Genomic DNA, 24322 nt, shown 5'->3' with positions numbered 1-24322 from the left:
TCTATGTCTAAATTATTTGACTGTATTACTGAAGAACTGCAAGACTTTATTGCTGCCCAACACCTTTTCTTTGTCGGCTCTGCACCTTTGAGTCCTACGGGTCATGTTAACCTGTCTCCTAAAGGTCAAGACTGTTTTCGTGTCTTGTCTCCCAACCGAGTAGGTTATGTAGACCTCACAGGTAGTGGTAACGAAACATCAGCCCATTTGCAAGAAAATGGGCGGATAACCTTCATGTTTTGTGCCTTTCAAGAACCCCCGTGTATCTTGCGTCTTTACGGTCAAGGAACCACCATTTTACCGAATTCTCCAGAGTGGGACTCGTTGTATTCTCTATTTTTGCCGATACCAGGAACTCGTCAAATTATCGTCGCTGACATTGAAACAATCCAGACTTCCTGTGGTTTTGGCGTACCACTTTATGAATATCAAGGTCAGCGACAGACTCTAGTAAACTGGGCTACTAAAAAAGGCGAAGAAGGAGTTAGAGAATATCAACAGAAGAAAAATCTTGTCAGCCTTGACGGTTTGGCAACACCACTGAGTAAATTACTCTAACTTTGCCTGATGGATTATTCTATTAATCCGTATATTAGCGATTAAAGTAAAGGAGTCAGCAATCGAGAGACTCTCACAGCTAACTTGAACCACAAAGGTTTTTTATCGTACTCATTAAGATCGACAGCAACACAGACAGCTAAATCATCCTCTAACATCTTTTTCACACTTTGGACAAACCCAGGCTCGGTAACAAAACCCATAACTTCAAAGTTAAGGGCAAAAGAGCGATTATCTAAGTTAACGGTTCCTACCCCTGCTAAATTCTCATCAATGACTATAATTTTCTGGTGCATAAACCCATTTTTGTAACGATACAACTTGATACCGATTTTTTCCATTTCAGTGTAGTAAGAGAAGGAACATAAATAAACAAATAAATGATCGGGTCGATTTGGTAAGAGAATTCGCACATCGACACCTCGCATTGCTGCCAGTTTTAAAGCTGACAATGTTGCCTCATCCGGTACAAAGTATGGACTAGCAATCCACAGGTGAGTTTGAGCTTGATTAATTAGTTCGACGAAAAAAAGCTTACAAGCTGGCAGACGATCTGCGGGGCCTGTAGGAAGTATCAATACAGTTTGATTAGTCTCTTGATTAATTTTTACCTGCCAGTTAACTTCGATAAGTTTTCGAGTTGCCCAATACCAATCTCGTACAAAGGAGTTTTGTAGGCTTTGTACGCTTGGGCCTTCAAGCATAATATGAGTATCGCGCCAGGGACTCAAGCGAGGATTTTTTCCTAAATATTCATCACCAATATTTAGTCCACCGACAAATGCGATTTCTCCATCCACCACCAAAATTTTGCGATGATTGCGAAAATTATATTGGAGCCGATTACCCTGACCCTTGGGTGGTGTTAAATGCACTCACTGCAATTCCATGCTGTTGTAGAGATTGGATATAAGGGCGAGATAATTTCTTGGAACCAATTTCATCGTAGAGAAAATAGATGCTTACTCCTTGATTGGCTTTAGCAATCAACGCTTCTCTAAATTCATTACCTGATTCGTCATCGTTAACAGTATAGAATTGAAACAAAATATAATTCGTCGCCGATGCAATCTTTTTCAGCATCGCTTCATAGGTTTGCTGACCATTAATCAGTAATTCGGCAGCATTCCCTGATGTGAAAGAAATGTCTGTAAAAGCCTCTGCTAAGGGTTGCAACTGGGCTAGATTATCTGGTGGTGCAACCTGAAATTTAATCAGTTCGTTATAAGTAGAATGAAAAAGCTTATAGTGTTGTGCATAGACTGAGCGCAGTGTTTCAGCATATCCATGAAATTTAGTTCTTCCTAAAATCCAATACAACGGAATCGTTAACCAGGGAAAGGTAATGAGAGAAATGCTCCAGGCAATTGCCCCTTGAGAAGAACGCACATTCATCACTGCATGGGCTGCATGTATAACTCCCACGCAATGAACAACAACTGTAGCTGTGCTAAAAATAGCTAGAACACCAGCATCTACAAGCATCTTAATTTTTTTGAGTATTGGTATAAGTAAATTCTGCCAGCAATGGCTTATGATCGGATGAACAAATTTGGTCTAGCACTTTAGCACTGGCTTTCTTCACACTGATATCTCGATAAAAGATATGATCTAAAGGAGGTGATAACAGAAAGCGTTTAATTTTCTCCTTCTCATCAGGTGCGAAAATTACAGGCGTTAATCCCAATTGAGTTGTTACTTGATTGAGAATAACTGCTCTTTTGCGACTCCAAGTATTGAAATCTCCTGAAAATATTAGTGGCCCTCGATGTATAGATAAGGCTTGCTCTAATTCATTTAGTTGGATTTTAAATTTATTTATATCTACAAAATTTATTAAATGAGTATTGATTGTCATCAGAGTTGTATTTTGCTCAGATAGCAGATACTCAGTAATTAAAGAAATTTTAGGAGTTTTAACAATTGGCTCATAATGTTTAGTAGCTATAACTTTTTTGGTAATTGGGTTGATTGTCGAGGCTGTAAAGATTCCTGAATAAGTTTGATGATGAATATCTACAAAATTAGGAGCAAAACTCCAATTCATTTTCAACCATTTTGCCCATTCCTCTGCTTCTAATTTTAAAGAAAATTCTTGTAAAAATATGAGGTTTGGCTGATAAGTTCCAATTATTTTGGAAAAATCTTCTAACCAAGCGTTATTATAGTTTTGTTTAGCAATATTCCAACTGAGAATTTTAATTGATTGACTATTAATTTCTGTTTGGATTGAATTATTTTTATCAATTGTGAGTTCTTGTAAACGGAAAAATCTATAACCAGGAATAAATTTTGTAAAAAGAGTATTTACGTGTTCTTGAATATTAGGCATTACTAATATCTAAATGGATTTAAAGACCATTTATCAAGTAAATCCTTAGGTAGCCCAACTGTTCCTCTTTAGATTTACTTTTTAAATAGACTCTTGTAATTAGATTATAATTCAAACAGAGGTACAAAGGTTGCAATTATTCTTTAGAAATAAATAAGCATTTCTGCCTCTTGGACGGCAACTTTTTACAACCTTTTACCTTAATGGTTGGGAAAAATTACCTTTAAGTCTCAAAAATAAGCTGATTATCTTTGAAAACATCCTTTCTTAATTTTACTAAAAATGAAAGGATCTCCCAAATATTTACCTAACCTAGTTTTGCAAGCAGGTAGTCCTAATTTGGCGCGAAATTCTTCGTCATATACTGCTTCTTCCCAATTTTCTGCCAATTTAATCTGCTCGGTTGTCAGATTTTTAGCATGACGAAAGTCTGTTCTATCTACGCTACTTTGAGTAAAATCAACATCACGGAGGTTTGCACCTCTTAAATCATTTCCATCCAATTTTGCGACATTTAATCTAGCACCACTCATATCTACATTTCTTAAGTCTACATCGACGATTAATTCGCTGTGGCTTAAATCAGCATTTTGTAAGTTTGCCGAGTGAAGGTTAACATTGCCGAAGCTCGTGTAAGATAAATTAGCTTGATTTAGATTTGCTCCCGTTAAATCTACTTTGCTAAAATACGTACCTTTGAAGTTAGCACCACTTAAATTCGCAGCATGGAGATTACTATCAGAAATAAACAAGCCAGAGAGATTAGTATCAGAAAAATTAGCTGATTGTAAGTTAACTTTCTCTAACGAAACTTTATAGTCTACATTACAACTAAAATCAATATCACCCATTTCTGAGAATCCAGATTCTCCACGATCGTCTTCAGATTTATCAGTCCATCGCATCTCTGCTTGCCGTAGATCGGCTCCTTGTAAATTTGCACCATTTAATTTAGCATCTGTCAGTTCAGCTTCTCTTAAATCTGCTCCAGCTAAATCAGCATTTGTTAAATCTGCACCACCTAAGTCACACTTGGGACATTTTTTAGTTGCTAGCAACTGCTTTATGTGATTAGGATTTGAAGTTTTTTTAGCCTCACAATCTGTACAACCAGAAAGGAAAATGAGTAATAGAGATGATGCAATTAATATTTTTAGGTTCAGAAGTGCCAAAACTGACTCAATTTTATCCATCAATCTTATTTGTAAGCGTGAGTATTGTAATACACACCCTACTATAATATCTGACTATCTAAGCGACATACTTTTACTTTATTCATAATCTTTGCACCTATTCTTTCATAAAAATTGATTCCACGCTCGTTAGACACAGCTACAGTCCAATCGATTCTGCCACAACCTTTTTCTTTGGCAATCTGGCACAAGCGTAGCATGAGTGCCTGACCAACTCGGTGGCTTCGGTATTCAGCTTTGACATATAAATCATCCAGCCAAATTCCAGGTTTTGCTAAAAAAGTTGAATAGATAAAGTGATAAGTTGCCAACCCAATAGTATAGCCATCAACCTCAGCCAAAAGAACAAAAGCAAGGGGGTTGTCTCCAAATAAATCAATTTCTAGCTTTTGAGGATTTGCTTCTAAAGATTCAGGACAACCATCAAATTCGGCTTTCAAATAAATCAATTCCATAATTGCAGGAATATCTCTTTTATTTGCATATCGAATGAAAATGTTTTTACAGGTCATATTCTCGCTCTTTACTAGTTAACTAAAACTCATATTGGGGAATAATTTCTGTCTCATTCTTTGCTGCATTTATCCACTCTTGCATTGCTGGAAGTGCTAAAACTGACTCTACATAATCTCTAGAAATAGTATCTAACTGCACATCATAGGCGACAAACCGCAGGACAACTGGAGCAAAAAACGCATCGGCAATCGTAAAATTACCAAACAAAAAATTGCCACCAGTCCCAAACTTTTGACGTGATTCTTGCCAGATAGTAGTAATGCGGTCAATGTCTTGTTGTACGCCGGGTTCTAAACCTTTACCAGGATATTTAGTACGGCAGTTCATTGGCATATTCTGACGCAAGTTTTGAAACCCTGAGTGCATTTCTGCACTGATACAACGAGCTAATGCTCTTGCAGCCTTATCCTCTGGCCACCATTGCAGGGTTGGAAATGTTTCAGCTAAATATTCACAAATAGCAAGAGAATCCCACACTGTTTGTCTATCGTGCAATAACACAGGTACTTTTCCTGATGACGAGTATTGCCGAATTTTCGATGAAAAATCTGGGTTGTTGTAGAGAGGAATCCGAATCTCATTGAAGTCTAAACCAAATTGTTTCATCGCTAACCAAGGACGAAGCGACCAAGATGAATAATTTTTGTTGCCGATTACCAAAGTAAGTTGTGTCATATTTTTAATATCGATAAAGTTGTTCAATCCACATAGACACATCAGTTTCGGAACCTGATGAAAAAGATTTTCCGGTTACAGGGTCGTAAGCTTGCCAATAGATATTACCGTGGCGGTCAACCTTTTGCCAAACTTGTAATTCATTACGATCTGCTAGGAGTTTTTTGACAAAATTTTCCCAAATCAAATACAGAGATTTCCAGAAGTTTGAGTGGCTTTTTCTCTGGAATAATGGACTACAATTTATTTCTATATCTTCTTTTGATAGACACTTAATGTTATTGTTCATAGAATTATTCCTGAAAATTGCTCAGTAAATAAAACAGTAACAACATCTCAGTTAGGAATCAAATCATGGCTTGCATAGGTTCTATAAATGGGATTTATAGATATGAAAAATCAGTAATACAACCTTTTTGCCACAATAAAGTCAGAATATGTATACCTTGTTCTCATCGATTGCCTATGAAACTCTCCCAACTCCGAGCCATAGTTGCAGTAGCAGATCGTGGTAACTTTAGTGAGGCAGCCTTAGAATTGCAGCTTTCCCAACCTGCAATTAGTCATGCGATCGCCACCCTAGAAGAAGAATTGGGTGTGCCATTATTTGCGAGAGGTCGTCACGGTGCTGTGCTGACACCTGCTGGAGAGCGTATTTTGTATCATGCGCGTCAAGCAATGGAGCATCTAAATATGATGCAACAGGAAGCCAACCTACATAAAGGTTTACACGGTGGTCATGTGCGAATTGCAGCTTTTCGCAGCGTCGCTACTCATCTATTACCAAAAGCGATCGCTCAATTTCACAATCAATTCCCAGAAATTGCTGTCACAATCATAGAGTGTGCTGCTTTCACGGATGTAGAGCAGTGTTTGCATGATGGACGTGCCGATATTGGTATTACCTGTTTGCCAACTGGTGAAGAATTTGAAACTTGGGAAATTTTTCGGGATGAGTATGTAGCTTTACTACCACCAGATAGCAAAATTAGCAGTCCGCAAATCACTTGGGAAGACATCGCAGCCTATCCGCCAGTTTTGCTTCCTTGTACACCCTGTGGACGCATTCTTCACAACCATCTGAAGACTTTGGCAATTCCAATTCATACTGCTAGCGACATTCAAGAAGATTCCACAGTCGTTAGCATGGTGAATCAAGGACTGAGAGCAGCTATTATGCCTCGTTTAGCAGCTGTACCCATTCCGCCAAAGGTGCAAGTATATAGTTTACCTGCACCACTTGAAAGAGTCATTGCAACTGCAACTTTATCTAATGCTTTGCAAGTACCTGCGGTATTCACCTTTTTAGAAATGTTGAGTAAATTTGATTTTTATAGTTTAGCTAAATTCACTTATTGAACGCATACAAATTACGAACTTGTACTGAGCGACTTGCCCTGAGCGTAGTCGAAGGGAGCCGAAGTATTACGAATTACGAATTACTTAAACCGATGCCTCCTTTCGCGAATTCTTCAACGGTTTTTTGTGAGAATTCATGAGTTGCGATCGCCTGCAACATTGCCAATGGTAAAGTTAAATGATCCGCTCCGGCTTGCAACGATGCGGCTGCTTCTTCAGGAGATTTGATACTAGCTGCCAAGATTTCCGTATCACTACCTTTGAGTACGCTAGCCATATCCCGCACCAAGGCAATACCGTCACCTAACAATCGGGTAGCTCGATTTACATAAGCTATGGCAATTTTAGCTCCTGCTTCCCGTGCTACTGCTGCCTGTGCTGCACTATAAATCGCTGTCACCGAACAGGTAATTTCTGGTGAGAGACTCGCCACCACTTCAAACCCTAACGGTGTTGCGGGAATCTTCAAAATTGTTTGTGAACCAATAATCTCGAAAGCTTTTCTACCTTCAGCTAGCATACCAGCCTTATCAGATGCCATAAGTTGGTAGTATAACGGCCCATTTGTCAAGGCAACCAACTTTTTGAGCGTGGTTTCTGGTGGAGTATCGCTTTGAGATAACAGCGTGGGATTTGTGGTGATGCCTTTTACCCATCCCCAAAGCTTAACAACTTCAGCTTCCGATGCGATCGCTGAATCTAGATATAGTGCCATACTTAATTCCTCACTTTTCCTATCTGCATTTCTGCTGCTATACACCCTACATCGTTCAGAAGCTTTGCACTAATATTTCTGCCAATCCCTATCAGATAAGTATTTTACCTGTTTATCTATGCCTTTTTTAACTAGTTTGGGGGTTTAAGTACCCTGGCTAACGACCGCAGAACGAATTGAAGCCTAAATCTAAATCCTCGTCACAAAACGTAATTACGAATTACGAATTACGAATTACGAATTATTCAATACCACCATTCATTCCCCTTTCCTTAAGAAATGCATCAAATGTAAACCTATCCGGTAGCGAAGTTTGTGCGCCTGGTTTTGTTGCTGTCAAAGCACCTGCTGCTGCACCCCAAACAACTGCTTGATGTAAGGAAAGTCCTTCAAAAAGTGCCGCCGCTAAACCACCATTAAAAGCATCGCCTGCGGCTACTGTGTCAACTGCATGAACTGAAAATGCGGGTACAAAAAACTCTTCTTCAGCAGTCGCACAAAAAACACCCTTAGCACCCAGTTTGATGATCGCACATTTCACACCCCGTTGCAATAAAACCGCAGCTGCTTTAGCTGCTTGTTCTTCTCCATTCACAGGAAAACCAACCAACTGCGCTGCTTCAACTTCATTCGGTGTAATAATGTCCACCAATGGATACAATTCATCTGGTAAATTAGATTGTGCGGGTGCGGGGTCAAAAATTACTTTTATATTTGCACCTTTTGCGGCTTTTGCAGCAGCAATCACGGCATGAATAGGAATTTCTAGTTGTAAAAGTAGTGCTGTAGCTGCTGGTAAAAAGTGGGATAATCGTTCTACATCTTCTTGATTGACGTGCCCATTTGCACCAGGAATAACGACGATTTGATTTTCACCAGCTTGACTCACGGTGATAATAGCGACTCCAGAACTAACAGTTTTATCCACAAAAATGTTATCAGTCTGCACACCAGATGCTTGCAAATTGTTAACAAGTTCTTTACCAAAATCATCTGCACCTACACGCCCTACTATGTGGGTAGGAATGCCCAATTTTGCTAATGCTACGGCTTGATTGGCTCCTTTCCCTCCCGAAACTTTAAAAAAATCTTCTCCTAGTAACGTTTCTCCTGCGACTGGCAACCGGGGGGTTGTTGCTACCAAGTCTATATTTATGCTGCCGAAGACGATAATACTCATGATGCTGATTTTGATTGAGCTTAAAGTTATTTTGATTGATATTACAGGATGCCAGTAACGTAATATCATCACATCTCGCATATTGACAACTACTCAACCCAGTTTTCTAATAGGAGCGTAGGAATACGAGAAAACTCTCGCACATTATTGGTGACTAGGATAACTCCTAAACTCAGCGCATGAGAAGCAATGAGCATATCCATTGCACCAATAATAAGTCCTCTACTTTCGAGATCGCTTCTAATGCTGCCGTAAATCGTTGCAGATGCTTGATTGAATTCGACAATTTCTAGAGGTAGCAGAAATTGCATTAGGGCAATGCGGTTTTTCTTTTGCTGTTGGCTTTTGGCAACTCCGTATTCGAGTTCAGCAACGGTGATAGACGAGATACCAACATCAGAAATGCTAAGGGTTTGAAATTTATCCAGTACTTTTTGGGGTTTTTGCTTTATCAGGTAAATGCAGATGTTCGTATCAAGCAGGTATCGCATTTAAAAACTTTCTCTAGTGTCAATAACTGGCTGAACTCTGGTAGTCATAAAGTCATCAGAAAAATTGTCTAGACTATCAATGAGGGATTCCCAAGGGTTGTCTTTGGCAATCAGGACAATGGCGTTACCAATTTTTTTGATATAAACTTCAGTCCCAGGAAGTTGAAAGTCTTCGGGTAAAATAACGATTTGGTGAGTACCATCAGTGGTGAGTTTAGCAGTGTTCATGGTGTTATATATCCTGAAATTAGCTAATATTTCTGGTCTGGTTAGCACGAAATTTGATAAATGCAACTCTGAAACTTGGTTGAGTAGCTCATTGTTAAATCGAATCTATGGAAATCCTAGCAGTCCTGCCGAGGAATATGATGGTGACGAAAGGATCAATATGGTAAAGGCGATCGTTTATGGCCAGTTATTTCTTGCCGAAAGTGCTCGCAAACTGCATAAATACCGCTTTTACTCAGAAACTTGCATGAGAATTGCGATCGCATGGGAGACACGCTCAAAATTGTACTTATTTGTAAAAACTGGAGTGATGCTTGCGGTGATAGTGACATATCGCCTTAGCAGTTCTGCTAAAGAATGTGACGGTAGTGAAGGGTTCTACGTGCTAAAGGCGATCGCATCTTTAAGACTATTAGGTAAGGTGGTTTATTATATCGCTTTAGCATTACTTCCATTGTTCCAGTATTGACTTTTTTTGAGTAGGCATACGATAACGAGTAACCCCACAAAAAGCTCATCTACCTTTAAAGGGCTAGTCCTACTGATAAGTTGATATACATTAACAAGACATTTCAGTGTGTATTATGTTAGTAATAAGTAACTATACCCAGCTAGTACTTTTCATTATTTCAAAATGCCTTTTCTACAAGACTTCACTGCTAATCTAGTTTTGGTCTCTTATGCCAAGTCTATTGCCAAAGATTTTGAAAGACAAAAAGTTAATCTAAAAAACATTGAAACGTTTTTACGCCACTTGCAACTGATAATTCCCTATTTCTGTCGGCATCCCCAAGGCATCATTGAAGAGCTAGAGAAGTTGAAAGAAGACGGGTTAGAGTCAGTTCTTAAAGACCTTCACCAAATGACACAAGGTAGTGTGCAGGTATGGAATGGCACTATAGGTGAAGCAATAGCCTCTTCTTATATATTAGGTTGTACGGACTACAAGATTCCCGTTTTTAAGCTTCGTTTTGCCACTAATAGAAAAATGGCAATGCATGGTGATGATGTACTGGGGCTAAAGTTCAATGCTAATGGAATACCACAAGCATTACTGGTCACAGAAGTTAAAAATTACGGTAGCAATCCGAAAGAAGCTGTTAAAAAGGCTAGTGAGGGTTTGCTTAAAGTTCAGGAAGGTTTAGTTACACTTCTGGATTTTATCATCAATGTTCTTAGAGGGGCTGGACGATACAACGAGGCAAAACTGGTTAATAGATTTAATGATACCTATACTTATTCATATCGCACAGAATATCTGGCAGTTGTTGTGACTGAGCAAGAAAAATGGAAAGAACAATATTTTGATGCTGTTGTCGAAGGTATTACAACTCCTTTGACTGTTAACGCATTTCTCATTCCAAACTGGATAGCTCATCAGAAAAATTTAGTTAATTCTCAAAAAAATCAAGAACCTTCAAAATTATCATTTCCTTCTATTGAGATTGATGAGCTAAAAGATATTGTGAATTTACTCAACAACTCTGATTTTAAGAAAGAACATAATCAGCTAGCTTCAGAAGCATTAACAATCGATTTGAGGAATGAGCAAAGAAAGTTTATTTCTTATAAATATGATCCTATTAAACTAGAAAAAGCAGCTAACTTTCTAGCATTAACAGGCTATAACCTTTTGATGGACGGTTCTGAAGAAGCAGAAAAGGTACTCAAGGAATCCGCTGTTATTCATGAGAGATTGGCGATTCTTAGAATTGAAGATGGCCAAGCTTATATTGCTGTAGAAAATATTGTTACTAGCGCATTATTGTACAGTATCGCAGGATATAATGCCAACGCTAAAGTCTTAGTATCAAAAATTCTATATCGACAAGATATTAAAGATGTCTTACTCTCGAATACTCCAAGAATTTTGCTGACCTATCTACTAACTGGCGAAATAAGCCAATTACAAGATGCTTTGGCACAGTTCTTTTTTAAATTCGCTCAGAAGGAATTAGAATCATCTGATTATCCATTGGAAGAAGAAGAATGGATGGATTTAGTATCCGCTAAAATTGCTGATATCGGTGACTGGCTAACAGCAAAAGCCTTCGCAAATTTTACTCAATACCTGCGTACAGGAAATGAATCACATCAGACAGAAATTCTTAAGCTGACAATAGCGGCAGGTAAACAATATGCAACGGTTAGTGATTATCACTCCTACGTTTTACTTAACTCTATAGGCAAGTATTTGCAAAGTTTAATCAACCATTCAACACAAAGGCTTGTCAGTCCTCATGTTCCTGACATGAATGCCGAATGGAAGCTTTACCTGCGCTTCCTTTGTACTCTTGGTAAATTTCCCATGATGTCAATGTGGAAATCGCAGCAGAAAGCTTTGCATGAAGGTTTGTTGACGGATAAATCCCTTGTTATTGCCATGCCAACAAGTGCAGGTAAAACCAAAACTGTTGAGCTGGCAATTTACCGTTCGCTCAAAGATAAACCTGATAAAGTCTGTGCTTACGTTGTTCCAACCAAAGCTTTGGCGTATGAGGTGGAAAGCAGCCTGTCCACAAGCTTATCCCGCGTCAATATAGCTGTTTCTATCCTCTATGGTGGATATGATTTTAGTCAATTGGAAGAGGATATTTTACAAGACAATCAGGTGTTTGTTCTAACTCCTGAAAAATTAGATTTGCTTACCCGCAATAGCGAAGAGTTCAAAAGTAAGCTTGCACTCATCATCATTGATGAGGCGCATGATTCTGCTGCCGCAAATCCTAGAAGTCTTCGGCAGGAGTTAATTTACTCAAGATTGCTGACTATTGCAGAAAAGAATCACGCCAGAGTGATTGGGATTTCAGCGGTTATTAACAATACTAGTGATTTCGCCCAGTGGCTTTCTGGAAATGAAAACAATGTTGTCAAAATAGACTGGCGACCTACAAAGCAACGGTTGGGCTTCTTTGAATGGAGCCAAACTACAAGAGCAACAGTTTGTTATTTGCCCCAGACAGGTGATTATCCATCCGATAACTTCTTCGTGCCATTGCCTTTCTTGAAACCTAGAAGTCTTATGAAGAATAGAAATGGCAAATCTTATCGATCATACGTTGAGGTCGCAGCACGACTGGCTATATATTACACACAAACTGGCTCTACCTTGGTTTTTACAACAACCAAACCAATCGTTGAAGCCATTGCTGAGTGTTTAATCTCACTTTTGCAAAAGCAGCCTTTAGCGGTTTCACCAGAAATGCAACAAATTGCAGATGAATGTGGTGAACTACTTGGCTCTGAACATTTACTTGTGAAAGCTATTGCACTCGGATTTTGCTATCACCATGCTGAACTCCCTAATGTTGTTAGGCGGCGTATAGAAAATGCAGTGCGCGATAACATCATTCCACTTATTGTCTCTACAACCACTTTGTCACAAGGTGTTAATCTGCCAATCAAGAATGTAATCGTCCATTCTTTGTCAATGGACAACATGATTAGCATGGCCCAGTACGCCAATGCGGTTGGACGAGCAGGACGAGCAGGTTGTGAAACAGAAGGTCACATTATCTTTTGTGACAGCAAGGATTTGGAACGAGTTCGCCAGGAAGCGCCGACAGAAGTATCAGAAAGTTTTATTGTTTCAGGTATAAAGCATTTGGCACAATCAAGGTTATTGTCGCTTGAGACAACTGAGGATTTCCTTTCTCTATGGTCATTAGCCTCAACAAGCCAGTTCAGAAAGGCTGGCAATGACTATGAACACTGGACAAAGAAAAAGCAAACTCTAGCAAGCAAGAACCAGACTGAAATTTTATCTTATCTGGATTCACAACTTTTGGCATGGATTCTAGAATCCTGTCTTGATGAAGTTGATGAGGAAAAGGTCGAATTTATTTTTAAGAAACTGCTGTGTCATGTACAGTCTCTAGATATTGAGGATGTATTGCTTGAATTCAAGAATGCGCTAAAGGCAAGAATAATTTTGCTGAAAAATGAAGTAACGGATATCCAACAGCGTAAGTTGTTTAACCTTACAGGGTTAAGCGTAGGTAGTAATCAAGTGATAACAGCCTATGCACAAAAACTTGTTGGAGAAATTGACAACTACACTGCCGTAAGTGATTTGCCCATAACATTTTGGCAGGAGTCTTATGATGTGTTCAAAAAAATCCCAGAACTGACAGAAGGTTTAAAGCTTGACAGTATTGAGCCACTTATAGGGTGGCTTCAGGGTAAAGATTATAAAGAATTAGCAGATTTATATTTCGAGGGTAAAACAGAAACTGTCGTCAAAAAACTGGAAAAAGTGACTCATGCTTTTGCTTGGGGATTTGACTCACTAATCAGGCATATTGGATTTTATTTTAACAATCAAAAAATTCCTAACGTTTTTAATAGCCTCACCTCGTTTGTGACTCATGGCGTGTCAACTACATCAGCAGTTTATGCAATCAGCTTAGGTGTTTATGATCGTCAGATTGCTATTACTTTAAGCAACGCTTATCAGACGCTTTATCCTCAAACAGAATATCCAATTTTTAAGGAATGGCTGTTCAATCTAGACTTTGGACAATGGGTTCAACTGCTTAAACTATCTAACGGAAGTAGTCGAAAAATCGAAGAATGTTTTGATAATGTCCAACAGAAACAGCAAACATTGCAAACGAATCAAAAAGTTTTTGATTGCACATTCATTGATGTTGGTAAGTCTCTCAAGCTAGATGATTCAATTAAGTTAGATGAACTGCTTGTTGTTGGGTTTGACGATCATTTGTGGCTCGTAACCTACGATTATCAAAAATATTGGCAGCTTTGTGGAGAAAATGTTGATAAACTAAAGCGATTTAATCGACAAATGCAAGATTTGATTTTGCAAAAGATTGATGTACAACAGGCGACAGTCACAATTTCAGTACATTAGAAGCAATTTTAAAACGTACATAAGCTTATCTCATGTAACATAATTTCAAATGATGTTGGTATCAATCAAAACTCTCATTAAAGATATTTCTCCACCCGACGCTCTTCTAGCATGAACTCCACTTGTTCATCAGTTGGCGCTGGCTGGTCAGTCTTCAATAAACCTTTCATCTGCTTGATGATGCGCGATCGCTCAGGTGATTGGGTTGGAACATCTTGCAAGGATTCAATAATCGCACGGACGAGTTCAAGGCGATCGCTTGGTGGCAGTTGACGGGCTTGCTCTTTAAGCTCTTGCAGTGACATAGAAAACACTCCGACAAATGCTGTATCTCAATTTTAGTATGAGCGATCAACGCTTAACTAAAGATAAATCCAGTGTTAGCCTTTGCAAAACTTGCTTCAACACCATTACTGTCCAATCTATATCAGCTTCCGTTGTATCACGCCCCAATGTGATGCGAATTCCCCCCAAAGCAGCTTTTTCGGAATAGCCCATCGCTAAAAGTATCGGACTAGGGCTAAGTTTACCACTATGACAGGCAGCACCAGCACTGATACCAATACCAGCAAGGTTCAGCTGTCGTACCAAGGCTTTACCGCTAAGTTTTTCGCCATCAGCGTATTCTAGGCACATACTGATATGGTGAGGTAAACGATCGCAAACATCCCCTGTAGGAATTAAACCAGGAATTTCAGTTAATTGGGCAAAAGCGCGATCGCGTAACTCAATTAATCGTGGTGTTTCTGTAGCTAATTCTTCGGCTGCTAATTCTGCTGCTACACCAAATCCGGCAATTATCGGTACTGCTTGCGTACCAGAACGCAGTCCCATTTCTTGTCCACCACCACCCAGCAAGGGCATCAAATCCACACCAGGACGCACATACAACGCCCCTGCACCTTGCGGCCCATATATTTTATGACTAGAAAGGCTAAGTAAGTCTACAGGTAGTTGTTGCACATCTATGGGTAAGCGTCCCGCAACTTGCACCGCATCTGTATGGAACAAAGCACCATGCGATCGCACTATCTTACCCAGTTCTGCGATCGGTTGCACTGTCCCAATTTCACTTTGTCCGTAAATTATAGAAACCAAAACTGTATTATGTCGCAACGCCGCCTTTAAATCCAAGGGGTTGACTCTGCCTTTAATATCTACAGATAAGCGCGTAACTTCCCAACCCCACGTTTCTAGAAACCTTGCTGTTTCAGAAATTGCCGAATGCTCAACGCTGGAAATAATTAGATGTTGAGGAACAGCATACAACCGAGCCACACCCATAATCGCCAAATTATCTGCCTCAGTGCCACCAGAGGTAAAAACGATCGATTCAGGGGTAGCGGCGTTAATTAAACCAGCAACTTGGACTCTGGCTTGTTCTACAACCGTTGCCGCCCGTTGTCCCCACTCATGTAAACTGGAAGGATTGCCCCACTGTTGAGTCAGGATTGTTTGCATAACTGCGATCGCTTCTTTTCGAGTCGGAGTAGTGGCGCTGTAATCTAGATAAATTTGCATAAAACCGATAATAGTGAGAACACACGTTAGTGAGAGACTGCGGATTTGTCAGTATATACAGTTTTAGTGGACAAATTCTAAAAAAAATATTTGTAATTTTACATCTAGCAGTAGATTTTTCCCTTTACTTGGAAACTTATTTCTCTACTTAATTCAGAACACAAAATTTTGGGAATGATAAATTATCCACTTTCAATCTACTTTTAACAGATTACAGTGCAACTTATCTCTAGACAAAGATATTTTTTATCTATCTTTTTACTGATATTTTCTCTGGCGGGTTGTCAACGAGTCCAGTCCTACAATCAGCGTCCAGCACCCTTACCACAAGACCCGTTAATTCAAGCTTACTTTAACCATTCTGAGTCTTCAGAATATCAAGAAGCTTACCGTCAGCAAACTCGTCTGGGGGATGATTTAGAAAAACAGATTGTCGATGCTATTACACAAGCTAAATCTACAGTAGATGTAGCGGTGCAAGAACTACGTTTACCCAAAGTTGCCCAAGCATTGGTTGATAGACAAAAAGCTGGGGTAAAAGTCAGAATCATTTTAGAAAATACCTATAGCCGACCTTGGAGTAGCTTAACATCTGCTGAAGTAGGTAAGTTAGATAAAAGAGAACAGGAACGTTACAACGAATTTCGCAAATTTATCGATCTTAACCAAGATAATCAACTTAGTCCAGCCGAAATCAATCAAAGAGATGCTTTAATAATTTTGCAGAATGCCCAAATTCCCTGGATAGACGATCGAGCAGATGGTTCAGCGGGTAGCAGCTTGATGCATCATAAATTTGTGATTGTAGACAATCGCCTTGTAATTATCACTTCCGCCAACTTTACATTAAGTGATACTTCTGGTGATTTTACAAATCTTAGCAGTTTAGGCAATGCCAATAATTTATTGCAGATTGACAGCCCAGAATTAGCTGCTTTATTTACAGAAGAGTTTAATATTATGTGGGGTGATGGCCCAGGAGGTCAACCAGATAGTCGATTTGGTTTGAAAAAACCGATGCGTTTACCTAAACAAATAACTTTAGGTAACACCAAAATTACTGTGCAATTTTCGCCGACTTCTCCAACTCAACTTTGGAGTAACAGTAGTAATGGTTTAATTGGTAAAACTTTAGATTCAGCAACCAAATCTATTGATATGGCGTTATTTGTCTTTTCCGAACAGCCTCTTGCCAATATTTTAGAAAAACGCCATCAAGAAAGTGTGCAAATTCGCGCTTTAATTGAACCACAATTTGCTTATCGTCCTTATAGCGAAGCCTTAGATATGATGGGGGTTGCTCTTAGTAACAAATGTAAATATGAAGTTGACAATCATCCTTGGTCAAATCCAATTACTACCGTAGGTGTACCTGTATTACCCAAAGGCGATTTATTGCATCACAAATTTGCTGTTATTGATAGTCAAACAGTAATTACAGGTTCTCATAATTGGTCAGATGCGGCCAATAATGGTAACGATGAGACGCTTGTAGTGATTGAAAATCCGGTAGTTGCTGCCCATTATATGCGAGAATTTGCTCGTCTTTATGCCAAAGTAAAACCAGGCTTACCACCAGCAATTCAACAAAAAATTAAATTAGAGCAAACACGATGTCCTCAAATAAAAACTTCTTCATAAACTGAGTTAAAAGTAATTCAAAAAGTAAATATTAACACTGCAAGTTTAGCAGAATTAGCAACTCTTCCTGGCGGGGATCAAAAATTAGCACAGCAAATAATTATTAGTCGTCAACAGCAACAATTTATATCTTGACAAGACTTAGGAAAAGTTCCAGGAGTGAGTGCTAGAACTTTAGAAAAATGGAGAGCGATCGCGTGACTTGGTAGGGCGCACAGCTAGCTGCACACCCTTACAACGATCTGTATTCTACCTAGTTAAAAACATCTAAGATTACACAAATACCATATTTAAATTTGGCTGCTACCTAAACTAAGCAAACTACGGAAACGTCCATTCTGAGAAAATCGTTCTGCTATTATCTGTTGATAAACTGCCTCATAACCATCAGTCATGTGCTCAACGCTAAAAAGGTTTTCAACATAGCGACGACAGGCATAGCGGTCTAACTCTGTTACCCGATCGATCGCACTGATGCACTCTTGAATATTATTGCAGAGGAAACCCGTCTTTCCGTGGGAAATTACCTCTTCAGTAGAACCCAATTTCATCGCAATCACTGGCGTACCGGAAGCCATTGACTCTACCATCACCAATCCAAAGGGTTCCCGCCAAGTGATGGGGAACAGAGTTGCTACTGCACCTCCCATCAGGGCATTTTTTTGAGCATGGTTGGCTTCACCTAAATACTCTATTTGCTTTCCGTCGATATGTGGTTTAATTTCCTTCTCAAAATATTCCACATCAACGACATCTATCTTACCCGCCATTTTTAAATGCCAACCAGCAAGTTTTGCAATTTCTATGGCTAAATGCACTCCCTTTTCTGGAGACATCCGACCTAAAAATGCTAGGTAAGGAGGATCTTCTGGTTGGGAGTGAAACTTATAACTGTTAACATCAATCCCATTGTAAACCGTTGCTATACAGTTCAACCCTAATCTTGGTTCTCGTTGTGAATTGGAAATACTGACGTAGGGTTGTTTTTTCCCAAAACTAAAAATCTTTTCGTTGTCAGGGGTAAAAGTACCGTGCAACGTGTGAACTGTAGGAGTTTTTACTAGATTTGCATAAGGCAGTGCCCCATGACCAATATGGGAGTGAATAATATCAAACTCTTCTGCACGTTCATACACCGAAGCTAGATTCAGCATCTCGTAAGTGCTGTAATCTTTGATTGTGCGATCGAGTCTGAGAGCGCGGGGATGAACTGAAATTAGTTTTGCTAGACTAATCGAATCTCCCGATGCAAATAAAGTTACTTCGTGTCCGCGCCGGACTAATTCATCAGTCAGTAACCCTACTACTAACTCTATGCCACCATAAGCTGGAGGTGGAACTCTTTCCCACAGTGGAGCTACTTGAGCAATTCGCATCATAAACCTCCTAACAAATAAAACTTGAATTAGAAGTTTTTTCTTTCTGTTGTTGTAGTGCTTTTAATTGATTCACTTTGCATCAGAAATTAACTTCAGATACTAAACTTATAAACAATTGCTTCTAAAGCCTAAGCTTTTACTTATATAATTTTCATCTATCCTAGTACGCAAATTATCCACTTCTAAAGAGGTAAATTTACTCTAAATGATTAACTTTTGGTGATTTTGTACAATCTTAAATATATATCTTGCTAAGAACAAAAAACTTTCTAAAATCGTCAAATTTGCAGATAAATGCTGATATTTAACGTACCAAACTAACCAAGTCAATACATGATGCTGGTTTTGGTATGCTGCTTAATTTCATCAGCTACAAACTAGAGAGAGGGAGGTAAATTTATTCAAATTGACAGCTTATTTCTTAGTTTAAAGCTTTATTCATGCTGATGAAAATGCCGCACGGAACTTACAGCAGAAATCATGTATTTGAACCACATCTGTTGTCAGGGCACAGCATTGCTCATTAGTGTCAACTTAGCGCCAAACCCCTTATCCGTCGGGAATTGAAATTCCTGCCTCATAGCGAAAGTCATCTGAAGATGACTAAAAATCTCCAGTCTACTTCAGTAGACTTAAGCTAAAAGCCGGAAAATTTATTTTTGGGCGGGGATATCAGCCAACAGATAAGCTATTTCCAGTTGAAGTTGACACATATCAGCAATGCTGTGCCCCTACCGCGTGGTCTATTTAACGTGAGTTTGACAAGACCTTTTTTGACCTCTCCCCCAACCCCTCTCCGACACGGAGAGGGGAGTCAAAACCGTAATTTCTCGTTGCTCCTCCCTTGACCCCGTGGGAGAGGGAGGTTGTCCGGGAGAGGTTCATCGAACTCACGTAAAGGTTAATAGCGACAGCAAACCCTTTGGGTATATGGGATATAGAAAAGTCCCCAGCTTTAGGTTGCTAGGAACTAACTACTTTCGGCTTGTAAACTGATTTACTGATTTAGCAGTCCGATAGCCATCTCAAGGTGCATTTTAGCTTTGTGCAAGTTTAGTAAACTCTCTTGGTCGTATCGGTCAGGGTAGCTCATAGCCTTGCCCTCTAAAGTTATCCGAATTAATGCTGCTTGTTCATCAGTGGGGGAGTTGATCTCATCTACAACCCCTTCGAGGAATTGAATAACACTAAAGCCTGGTGATTTTAACCCTCTTCCTTGCCTTAATTGAGAGAGTGCTATCTGGGGAAATGCCATCAAGGTGACAATCCAACTAGTCTTGTACCCTCCATTCCCGGTAGGCTTTAATCCGTAACGCCTACATAAGTCTCTTAACTCAGCAGTAGTTTTGATTTCGAGTTCTGACCTTGTGAACATAAAATAGAATTACCCATTTGTAAAAGTGGTATCGGTGGTGAACTGTTTTGACAGACGCGAACACCACCGATTTAAAACTCTATCTATATGTTCACGTATCGTTCAAGCTATATTTACATCTCTCAACAATGCCTAACCCTAAAGGTAATCCAGAAAATTTAAAACCACTTAAGTCTGATAGAGAAGAACCGCTAACACAAAATCTTAATTTTCGTGTCACCGAAAAAATGAAGGAAGAGGTAAAGGCACAAGACGACCCTCCTGAGTTTTGTAGAGAAGCTATTCAGAAAGCACTGGATGAGAAAAAAGGTAAGTAGTGAAAAGTTGTTGCAGTTTAGTACAGCAACTTTTCATAAAGTTGAGATTTTTGGTTAACTGAACCGTATTGCAGCTAATTTAAAAAATCAGTCAAAAATACCACTTTTTGAAATAACGGAAAATGCTAAAAATCCCCACCTTTTGGGTAGGGATAAAGCGGTTGTAGAGTTTGGGGTCAAAATCGCCCACGAAGCGCATCCACAATCGCCGTGATAGGGCTTTTAGGTTCCAGTTATCCGTGCTGGATTGTGAAGGTTTCCAAATTATTTAATGGCTTACAAATTTAATTTTTGTTTTAAGTGTTCTCTTAATTGATCGATAGTACACCACTTCTCCATTAACTTGTCACCAGACAACGATTTAGCACAAGTGTCATACCAACCCCATCTGGCTTGCATTACCTCCCGATCAACAGGAATACTGTCCCAATTCCTCAAATCAGCAGAGCAATCCCTCAAATCAGCAATCCAATGAACCTTAACCCATCGAAAAATCCCCCACGGATGCTTTTCCCATTGAGGTTCATCCTCACTTCCTTCATTCACCAGTTCAACTACGTGTGTTAGATATCTCTTTTTGCGCTCATCTGGTATTTTTTTTTGATCTCCTGCGGTATTTTTTTTGGATTCATGCGGTACTTGAGAAAGGATGATAAGAGAGCCTTTTGGTAATTTACGGGCGTGAGATTCTACTAGTTTTGTACTTTCACTTCTTTTAAAATTTAACGGAAAGTAAGCTCCAATAGGATAGTTAGGATATGCCCACTCTCTCTCATCACCTTTGTCAGTGACACTTTTAATATAATCCAGACGATTACAATCCATTATTTCTTACTACTGCCTTGTATCAACTAGACCTTTTTCCATATCTAGTTTGCCCAAACTCTCATTAAAAACTTTTAGGTTTATGTTTGTCCTACCTCGCCAAGTGCAGATGTACGCGTAAAATTCCTTGAATTACCTGTTGTACAGCTTCTTTACTCAAGCTGCCATCTACCCGAACAATTCGTGAGGGATGAGACGCTGCTAAATGCGCGTATCCTTGCTGAACGCGCCGATGAAAAGCGATTGTCTCCTGTTCAATGCGGTCTAGTCCTACTTGGTCTGAGAGTTTGCGGGACAGTCCTACTTCGACATCGACATCTAGCCAAATAGTTAGATCGCTTTCTAAACCACCAGTGGCAATATTATTAAGCTGATTGATTAAACTCATATTCAGACCGCGACCATATCCTTGGTAGGCAATGGTAGAGTCAGTGTAGCGATCGCATAAAATATATTTCCCAGCTGCAAGATTTGGTTTGAGTTCTTGTTCAACGTGTTGCGATCGGTCAGCAGCATACAACAAGAGTTCTGTCACCTCTGCAACTGGTTTATCTTCTGACTTTTCTAGTAGCAAGCGGCGAAGATGTACACCTAACTCTGTTCCCCCCGGTTCGCGAGTTACTACCACAGAAACACCGAGACTTTCCAGCCACTCAGAACAAAGCTGCATTTGGCTAGTTTTGCCACAGCCTTCCACTCCTTCAAATACAATTAATTTTCCACCCATGCTTTTTTGTTCGCTGCGATAAACTGATTCGCTGAGGTTTCATCAGATCAAGAATAGCGCGAAGTGTAAAATTAACCTGCAATTGCGTAGGCGTAGCCCATCGTAGATATCGCAGTTTACGATCAATACAGTTCAGATAAGACCAAAACACTTGTAGAGACGGCGATTTATCGCGTCTCAAAAACGGCGATTTATCGCGTCTCAAAAACGGCGATTTATCGCGTCTCAAAAACGGCGATTTATCGCGTCTCAAAAACGGCGATTTATCGCGTCTCAAAAACTACGATTTAGTTTCCTGAAAATTACTGCCACTTAAACGGTACAGTATTTCGCCAGCTTTCGGCACAAGCAATATGCCTTCATCTTCTCGATTAGCCCATTGAGTGGGTTGAATGGTCGCCGGATCGCGATAGTTTAAGTTATGAGCAGCACAGCGTTCAGCAGAAATGCCAGTAGCTAAAGTAACGCGAATCCGCGCTTGTTCTCCTTTTATCGGATCGAAAGTACCCATCCCTTTTAAGTGAGTACTATGGGCCAGCACTCCAGCAGGATAGTCTTGGAATTTATGCCACTGTTTAAGAAAGTAATCCCGCACATGATAGCCAATTTGGGAGAGAATTTTGCCGTGTGTATAGCTAAACTCGGTAATATGAGGAGCATATATAATTACTTCGCCTCCGTCAGCTATTACTGGCTCTAACTTGTACATTCCTTTAGCTGCTGTCCAAATGTCATCATACATTTGGGGCATGACTGAAAGCACTTGTTTAAAAGGCCGATCTACATATTTAATATGCAGTTTAGCTGATAGTTTTGCAGCAGCTTCCCAGGCTGACTCTGGTTGACCTATATAAAGTCCAGCTAGCTGATTTGTTTTCGGTGCGACCACCATCGCCAAACAAAGCTTTGGGGTAGAAATCAGGCTAGCGGCTCGGTTAATCAAACGCCGGACTGGTGTGATTCCCAGCGTACCAATAATTTCGTAACAAGTAATTAAAGCACCTAACCAGTGTGAGAGATTAATTACTTCTTGACCACCAATACCAGGAAAAAAATATTTATTTCCACCAGAAAAACCGACAACTTCGTGGGGAAAAACTGGGCCGCAAATTATAATCAAATCGTATTCTGTTATCAGCTTATTAATCCGCACATCAACTGACTGATGTAGCATTCCACCGCTAATTTCTGCTATCTCGTCTGCCGAAATTACTCCACAAGAGATAAAGGTATCTGGTTCGTTCCAAAGGTGGTTAAAGATGCGAACTTTTTTAAAAGTTGTCTCTCGTTCCTCTGGTGTTACTCCTACCAAGTGATTGATTTGTTCTTCACTCATCGGATTGTGTGTACCCAGAGCAATTAAAAAATCCAGAGCCGCTACCCTTTGACCCAACTCCTGATGCAGTAATCGAAACATTTGCGGGATGGGAGCAGTGCGGGTACTATCTGGAATTAACACCAAGATGCGCTGTCCATTCAACTTCGGGTCTGCTAAAGCTTGATGAACTACCTCGGAAACTTGCTCATCTGAAAGCGTCCCGTTATTTACAGCTAGTGAATACATGACATTATTAAACTCCACTGTAGATACTAAATCCACCATCTACCGGCACAACTACCCCGTTGACGAAACTAGAACCAGAACTACATAACCAGATTAAGGTGCTGAGTAATTCATCTGGTTTTCCGAAACGTCCGGCGGGAGTATGGTCAATAATTTTTTGCCCGCGAACGGTCAAACTACCATCAGAATTTAAGAGTAAATCTCGATTTTGTTCGCCAATAAAAAAACCTGGTGCGATCGCATTTACTCGCATTCCATCACCATACTTTTGGGCGAGTTCTACGGCTAGCCAGCGAGTAAAGTTATCTATTCCCGCTTTCGCGGCCGAGTAGCCAACCACTCGACTAATCGCTCGAATCGCAGACATAGAAGAAATATTCACAATGCAACCGTGGGGCTGACTTCTTTCCACCATTACTTGACCAAAAACCTGGCAAGGTAGTAAAGTGCCAACTAAATTGAGGCTAACTACTTCCTCGAAAGCTGTATGTGGCATCTCAAAAATATTCCCATCAGCAGTAATTGTGGCAGCCGGAATATTACCGCCAGCCATATTTACCAAAATATCTATCTCACCCCAACGCTGTATAATAACATCCCTAGCAATTTCTAATTGGGAGCGATCGCTAACATCGGCCACCACAGCCATACTTTCTCCACCGTTAGCAGTAATTTCAGCCACCACCGCCCCCGCCCTGACTTCATTGCGACCCAAAACTACCACTCGCGCTCCAGCCAGAGCCAAACCCTTTGCCATAGCCCCACCAAGCACACCAGAACCACCAGTAACTACCGCAACCCGCTCCTTCAAACTAAAAAGTTTACTCAAAATCAACTCAGCCATCACCCATTCCCC

24 protein-coding genes and 1 pseudogene are annotated in these 24322 nt (G+C 39.9%); 6 read left to right on the top strand and 19 right to left on the bottom strand.

Annotated elements, in window-relative coordinates:
* Positions 1 to 3 precede the first annotated feature (3 nt).
* Positions 4 to 558, top strand: coding sequence for a pyridoxamine 5'-phosphate oxidase family protein (locus NSTCB13_RS05765; RefSeq protein WP_448268963.1), 555 nt, complete (start codon positions 4 to 6; stop codon positions 556 to 558).
* Positions 559 to 599: 41 nt separating this feature from the next.
* On the opposite strand, the gene cls is transcribed toward NSTCB13_RS05765, so the two are convergent.
* The 7 genes from cls to NSTCB13_RS05730 form a co-directional block, all read right to left on the bottom strand.
* Positions 600 to 1433 (bottom strand): cardiolipin synthase, encoded by an 834-nt coding sequence (gene cls, locus NSTCB13_RS05760; RefSeq protein WP_448271670.1) that lies wholly within the window; start codon positions 1431 to 1433, stop codon positions 600 to 602.
* The gene (locus NSTCB13_RS05755; protein ID WP_448271669.1) at positions 1402 to 2043 is read right to left on the bottom strand and encodes a hypothetical protein; all 642 of its coding nucleotides are present in this window, start codon (positions 2041 to 2043) and stop codon (positions 1402 to 1404) included. Before NSTCB13_RS05755 ends, cls begins: the two co-directional genes overlap by 32 nt.
* A gap of 1 nt (position 2044) precedes the next feature.
* Positions 2045 to 2890: an endonuclease/exonuclease/phosphatase family protein gene (locus NSTCB13_RS05750; protein WP_448271668.1), complete on the bottom strand. Its 846-nt coding sequence runs from the start codon at positions 2888 to 2890 to the stop codon at positions 2045 to 2047.
* 245 nt (positions 2891 to 3135) lie between these two features.
* Positions 3136 to 3948 carry a pentapeptide repeat-containing protein gene (locus NSTCB13_RS05745; RefSeq protein ID WP_448271667.1) on the bottom strand — a complete coding sequence of 271 codons (813 nt, stop codon included), beginning with the start codon at positions 3946 to 3948 and terminating at the stop codon, positions 3136 to 3138.
* A 176-nt stretch (positions 3949 to 4124) separates the two neighbouring features.
* Positions 4125 to 4595, bottom strand: coding sequence for an N-acetyltransferase family protein (locus tag NSTCB13_RS05740; protein ID WP_448271666.1), 471 nt, complete (start codon positions 4593 to 4595; stop codon positions 4125 to 4127).
* A gap of 22 nt (positions 4596 to 4617) precedes the next feature.
* Complete coding sequence (locus NSTCB13_RS05735) at positions 4618 to 5274, bottom strand: glutathione S-transferase family protein (protein ID WP_448271665.1); 657 nt, start codon at positions 5272 to 5274, stop codon at positions 4618 to 4620.
* Between the two features lie 4 nt (positions 5275 to 5278).
* Positions 5279 to 5563 carry a hypothetical protein gene (locus NSTCB13_RS05730; RefSeq protein WP_448271664.1) on the bottom strand — a complete coding sequence of 95 codons (285 nt, stop codon included), beginning with the start codon at positions 5561 to 5563 and terminating at the stop codon, positions 5279 to 5281.
* A gap of 176 nt (positions 5564 to 5739) precedes the next feature.
* Here NSTCB13_RS05730 and NSTCB13_RS05725 point away from each other — a divergent pair, with 176 nt between their 5' ends.
* Positions 5740 to 6633 carry a LysR family transcriptional regulator gene (locus NSTCB13_RS05725; protein WP_448271663.1) on the top strand — a complete coding sequence of 298 codons (894 nt, stop codon included), beginning with the start codon at positions 5740 to 5742 and terminating at the stop codon, positions 6631 to 6633.
* Positions 6634 to 6706: 73 nt separating this feature from the next.
* Here NSTCB13_RS05725 and NSTCB13_RS05720 read toward each other — a convergent pair whose 3' ends face one another.
* The 4 genes from NSTCB13_RS05720 to NSTCB13_RS05705 form a co-directional block, all read right to left on the bottom strand.
* Entirely contained in the window at positions 6707 to 7348 is a 642-nt protein-coding gene (locus tag NSTCB13_RS05720; protein WP_322695995.1) for a transaldolase family protein, read from the bottom strand.
* Between the two features lie 241 nt (positions 7349 to 7589).
* Positions 7590 to 8528, bottom strand: a complete 939-nt coding sequence (rbsK, locus tag NSTCB13_RS05715; protein WP_448271662.1) for a ribokinase — start codon at positions 8526 to 8528, stop codon at positions 7590 to 7592.
* An 89-nt stretch (positions 8529 to 8617) separates the two neighbouring features.
* On the bottom strand, positions 8618 to 9019 hold the full coding sequence (gene vapC, locus NSTCB13_RS05710; protein WP_448271661.1) for a type II toxin-antitoxin system tRNA(fMet)-specific endonuclease VapC: 402 nt from the start codon (positions 9017 to 9019) through the stop codon (positions 8618 to 8620).
* Complete coding sequence (locus NSTCB13_RS05705; protein ID WP_448271660.1) at positions 9020 to 9247, bottom strand: antitoxin; 228 nt, start codon at positions 9245 to 9247, stop codon at positions 9020 to 9022.
* On the opposite strand from NSTCB13_RS05705, the gene NSTCB13_RS05700 reads away from it, so the two are divergent.
* Together NSTCB13_RS05700 and NSTCB13_RS05695 are read left to right on the top strand one after the other, a co-directional pair.
* A complete protein-coding gene (locus NSTCB13_RS05700) occupies positions 9246 to 9716 on the top strand; it encodes a hypothetical protein (RefSeq protein WP_448271659.1) in 471 nt (156 codons plus the stop codon). The two genes, NSTCB13_RS05705 and NSTCB13_RS05700, sit on opposite strands and share 2 nt — an antisense overlap.
* 165 nt (positions 9717 to 9881) lie before the next feature.
* Complete coding sequence (locus tag NSTCB13_RS05695; protein WP_448271658.1) at positions 9882 to 14117, top strand: Hachiman antiphage defense system protein HamA; 4236 nt, start codon at positions 9882 to 9884, stop codon at positions 14115 to 14117.
* 77 nt (positions 14118 to 14194) lie between these two features.
* Here the strand turns inward: NSTCB13_RS05695 and NSTCB13_RS05690 are convergent, their stop codons facing one another.
* A complete protein-coding gene (locus NSTCB13_RS05690; RefSeq protein ID WP_448271657.1) occupies positions 14195 to 14422 on the bottom strand; it encodes a hypothetical protein in 228 nt (75 codons plus the stop codon).
* Between the two features lie 46 nt (positions 14423 to 14468).
* The gene (locus tag NSTCB13_RS05685) at positions 14469 to 15638 is read right to left on the bottom strand and encodes a cysteine desulfurase family protein (protein WP_448271656.1); all 1170 of its coding nucleotides are present in this window, start codon (positions 15636 to 15638) and stop codon (positions 14469 to 14471) included.
* 216 nt (positions 15639 to 15854) lie between these two features.
* On the opposite strand from NSTCB13_RS05685, the pseudogene NSTCB13_RS05680 reads away from it, so the two are divergent.
* Positions 15855 to 17488, top strand: a pseudogene (locus NSTCB13_RS05680) (phospholipase D-like domain-containing protein).
* 81 nt (positions 17489 to 17569) lie between these two features.
* Here the strand turns inward: NSTCB13_RS05680 and NSTCB13_RS05675 are convergent.
* Complete coding sequence (locus NSTCB13_RS05675; protein ID WP_445632232.1) at positions 17570 to 18655, bottom strand: glycosyltransferase family 4 protein; 1086 nt, start codon at positions 18653 to 18655, stop codon at positions 17570 to 17572.
* A 1000-nt stretch (positions 18656 to 19655) separates the two neighbouring features.
* Positions 19656 to 20033 (bottom strand): hypothetical protein, encoded by a 378-nt coding sequence (locus NSTCB13_RS05670; protein WP_334821438.1) that lies wholly within the window; start codon positions 20031 to 20033, stop codon positions 19656 to 19658.
* Positions 20034 to 20161: 128 nt separating this feature from the next.
* Here NSTCB13_RS05670 and NSTCB13_RS05665 point away from each other — a divergent pair, with 128 nt between their 5' ends.
* Positions 20162 to 20350, top strand: coding sequence for a hypothetical protein (locus NSTCB13_RS05665; protein ID WP_094353117.1), 189 nt, complete (start codon positions 20162 to 20164; stop codon positions 20348 to 20350).
* A gap of 276 nt (positions 20351 to 20626) precedes the next feature.
* Here the strand turns inward: NSTCB13_RS05665 and NSTCB13_RS05660 are convergent, their stop codons facing one another.
* The 4 genes from NSTCB13_RS05660 to NSTCB13_RS05645 all read right to left on the bottom strand — a co-directional run bounded on the left by NSTCB13_RS05660 (position 20627) and on the right by NSTCB13_RS05645 (position 24310).
* Complete coding sequence (locus tag NSTCB13_RS05660; RefSeq protein WP_448271655.1) at positions 20627 to 21175, bottom strand: hypothetical protein; 549 nt, start codon at positions 21173 to 21175, stop codon at positions 20627 to 20629.
* A gap of 91 nt (positions 21176 to 21266) precedes the next feature.
* Positions 21267 to 21902 carry a dTMP kinase gene (gene tmk / locus NSTCB13_RS05655; protein ID WP_448268949.1) on the bottom strand — a complete coding sequence of 212 codons (636 nt, stop codon included), beginning with the start codon at positions 21900 to 21902 and terminating at the stop codon, positions 21267 to 21269.
* A 280-nt stretch (positions 21903 to 22182) separates the two neighbouring features.
* Positions 22183 to 23505, bottom strand: coding sequence for a lactate racemase domain-containing protein (locus NSTCB13_RS05650; protein WP_448271654.1), 1323 nt, complete (start codon positions 23503 to 23505; stop codon positions 22183 to 22185).
* Positions 23474 to 24310, bottom strand: coding sequence for an SDR family oxidoreductase (locus NSTCB13_RS05645; RefSeq protein WP_448271653.1), 837 nt, complete (start codon positions 24308 to 24310; stop codon positions 23474 to 23476). The genes NSTCB13_RS05650 and NSTCB13_RS05645 overlap by 32 nt, the downstream gene beginning before the upstream one ends.
* Between the last annotated feature and the right edge of the window lie 12 nt (positions 24311 to 24322).

This window comes from Nostoc sp. DSM 114160 (genome assembly GCF_053470305.1).
Note: the sequence above shows the minus strand (reverse complement) of the source record. Positions and strands in the feature narration are given on the sequence as shown.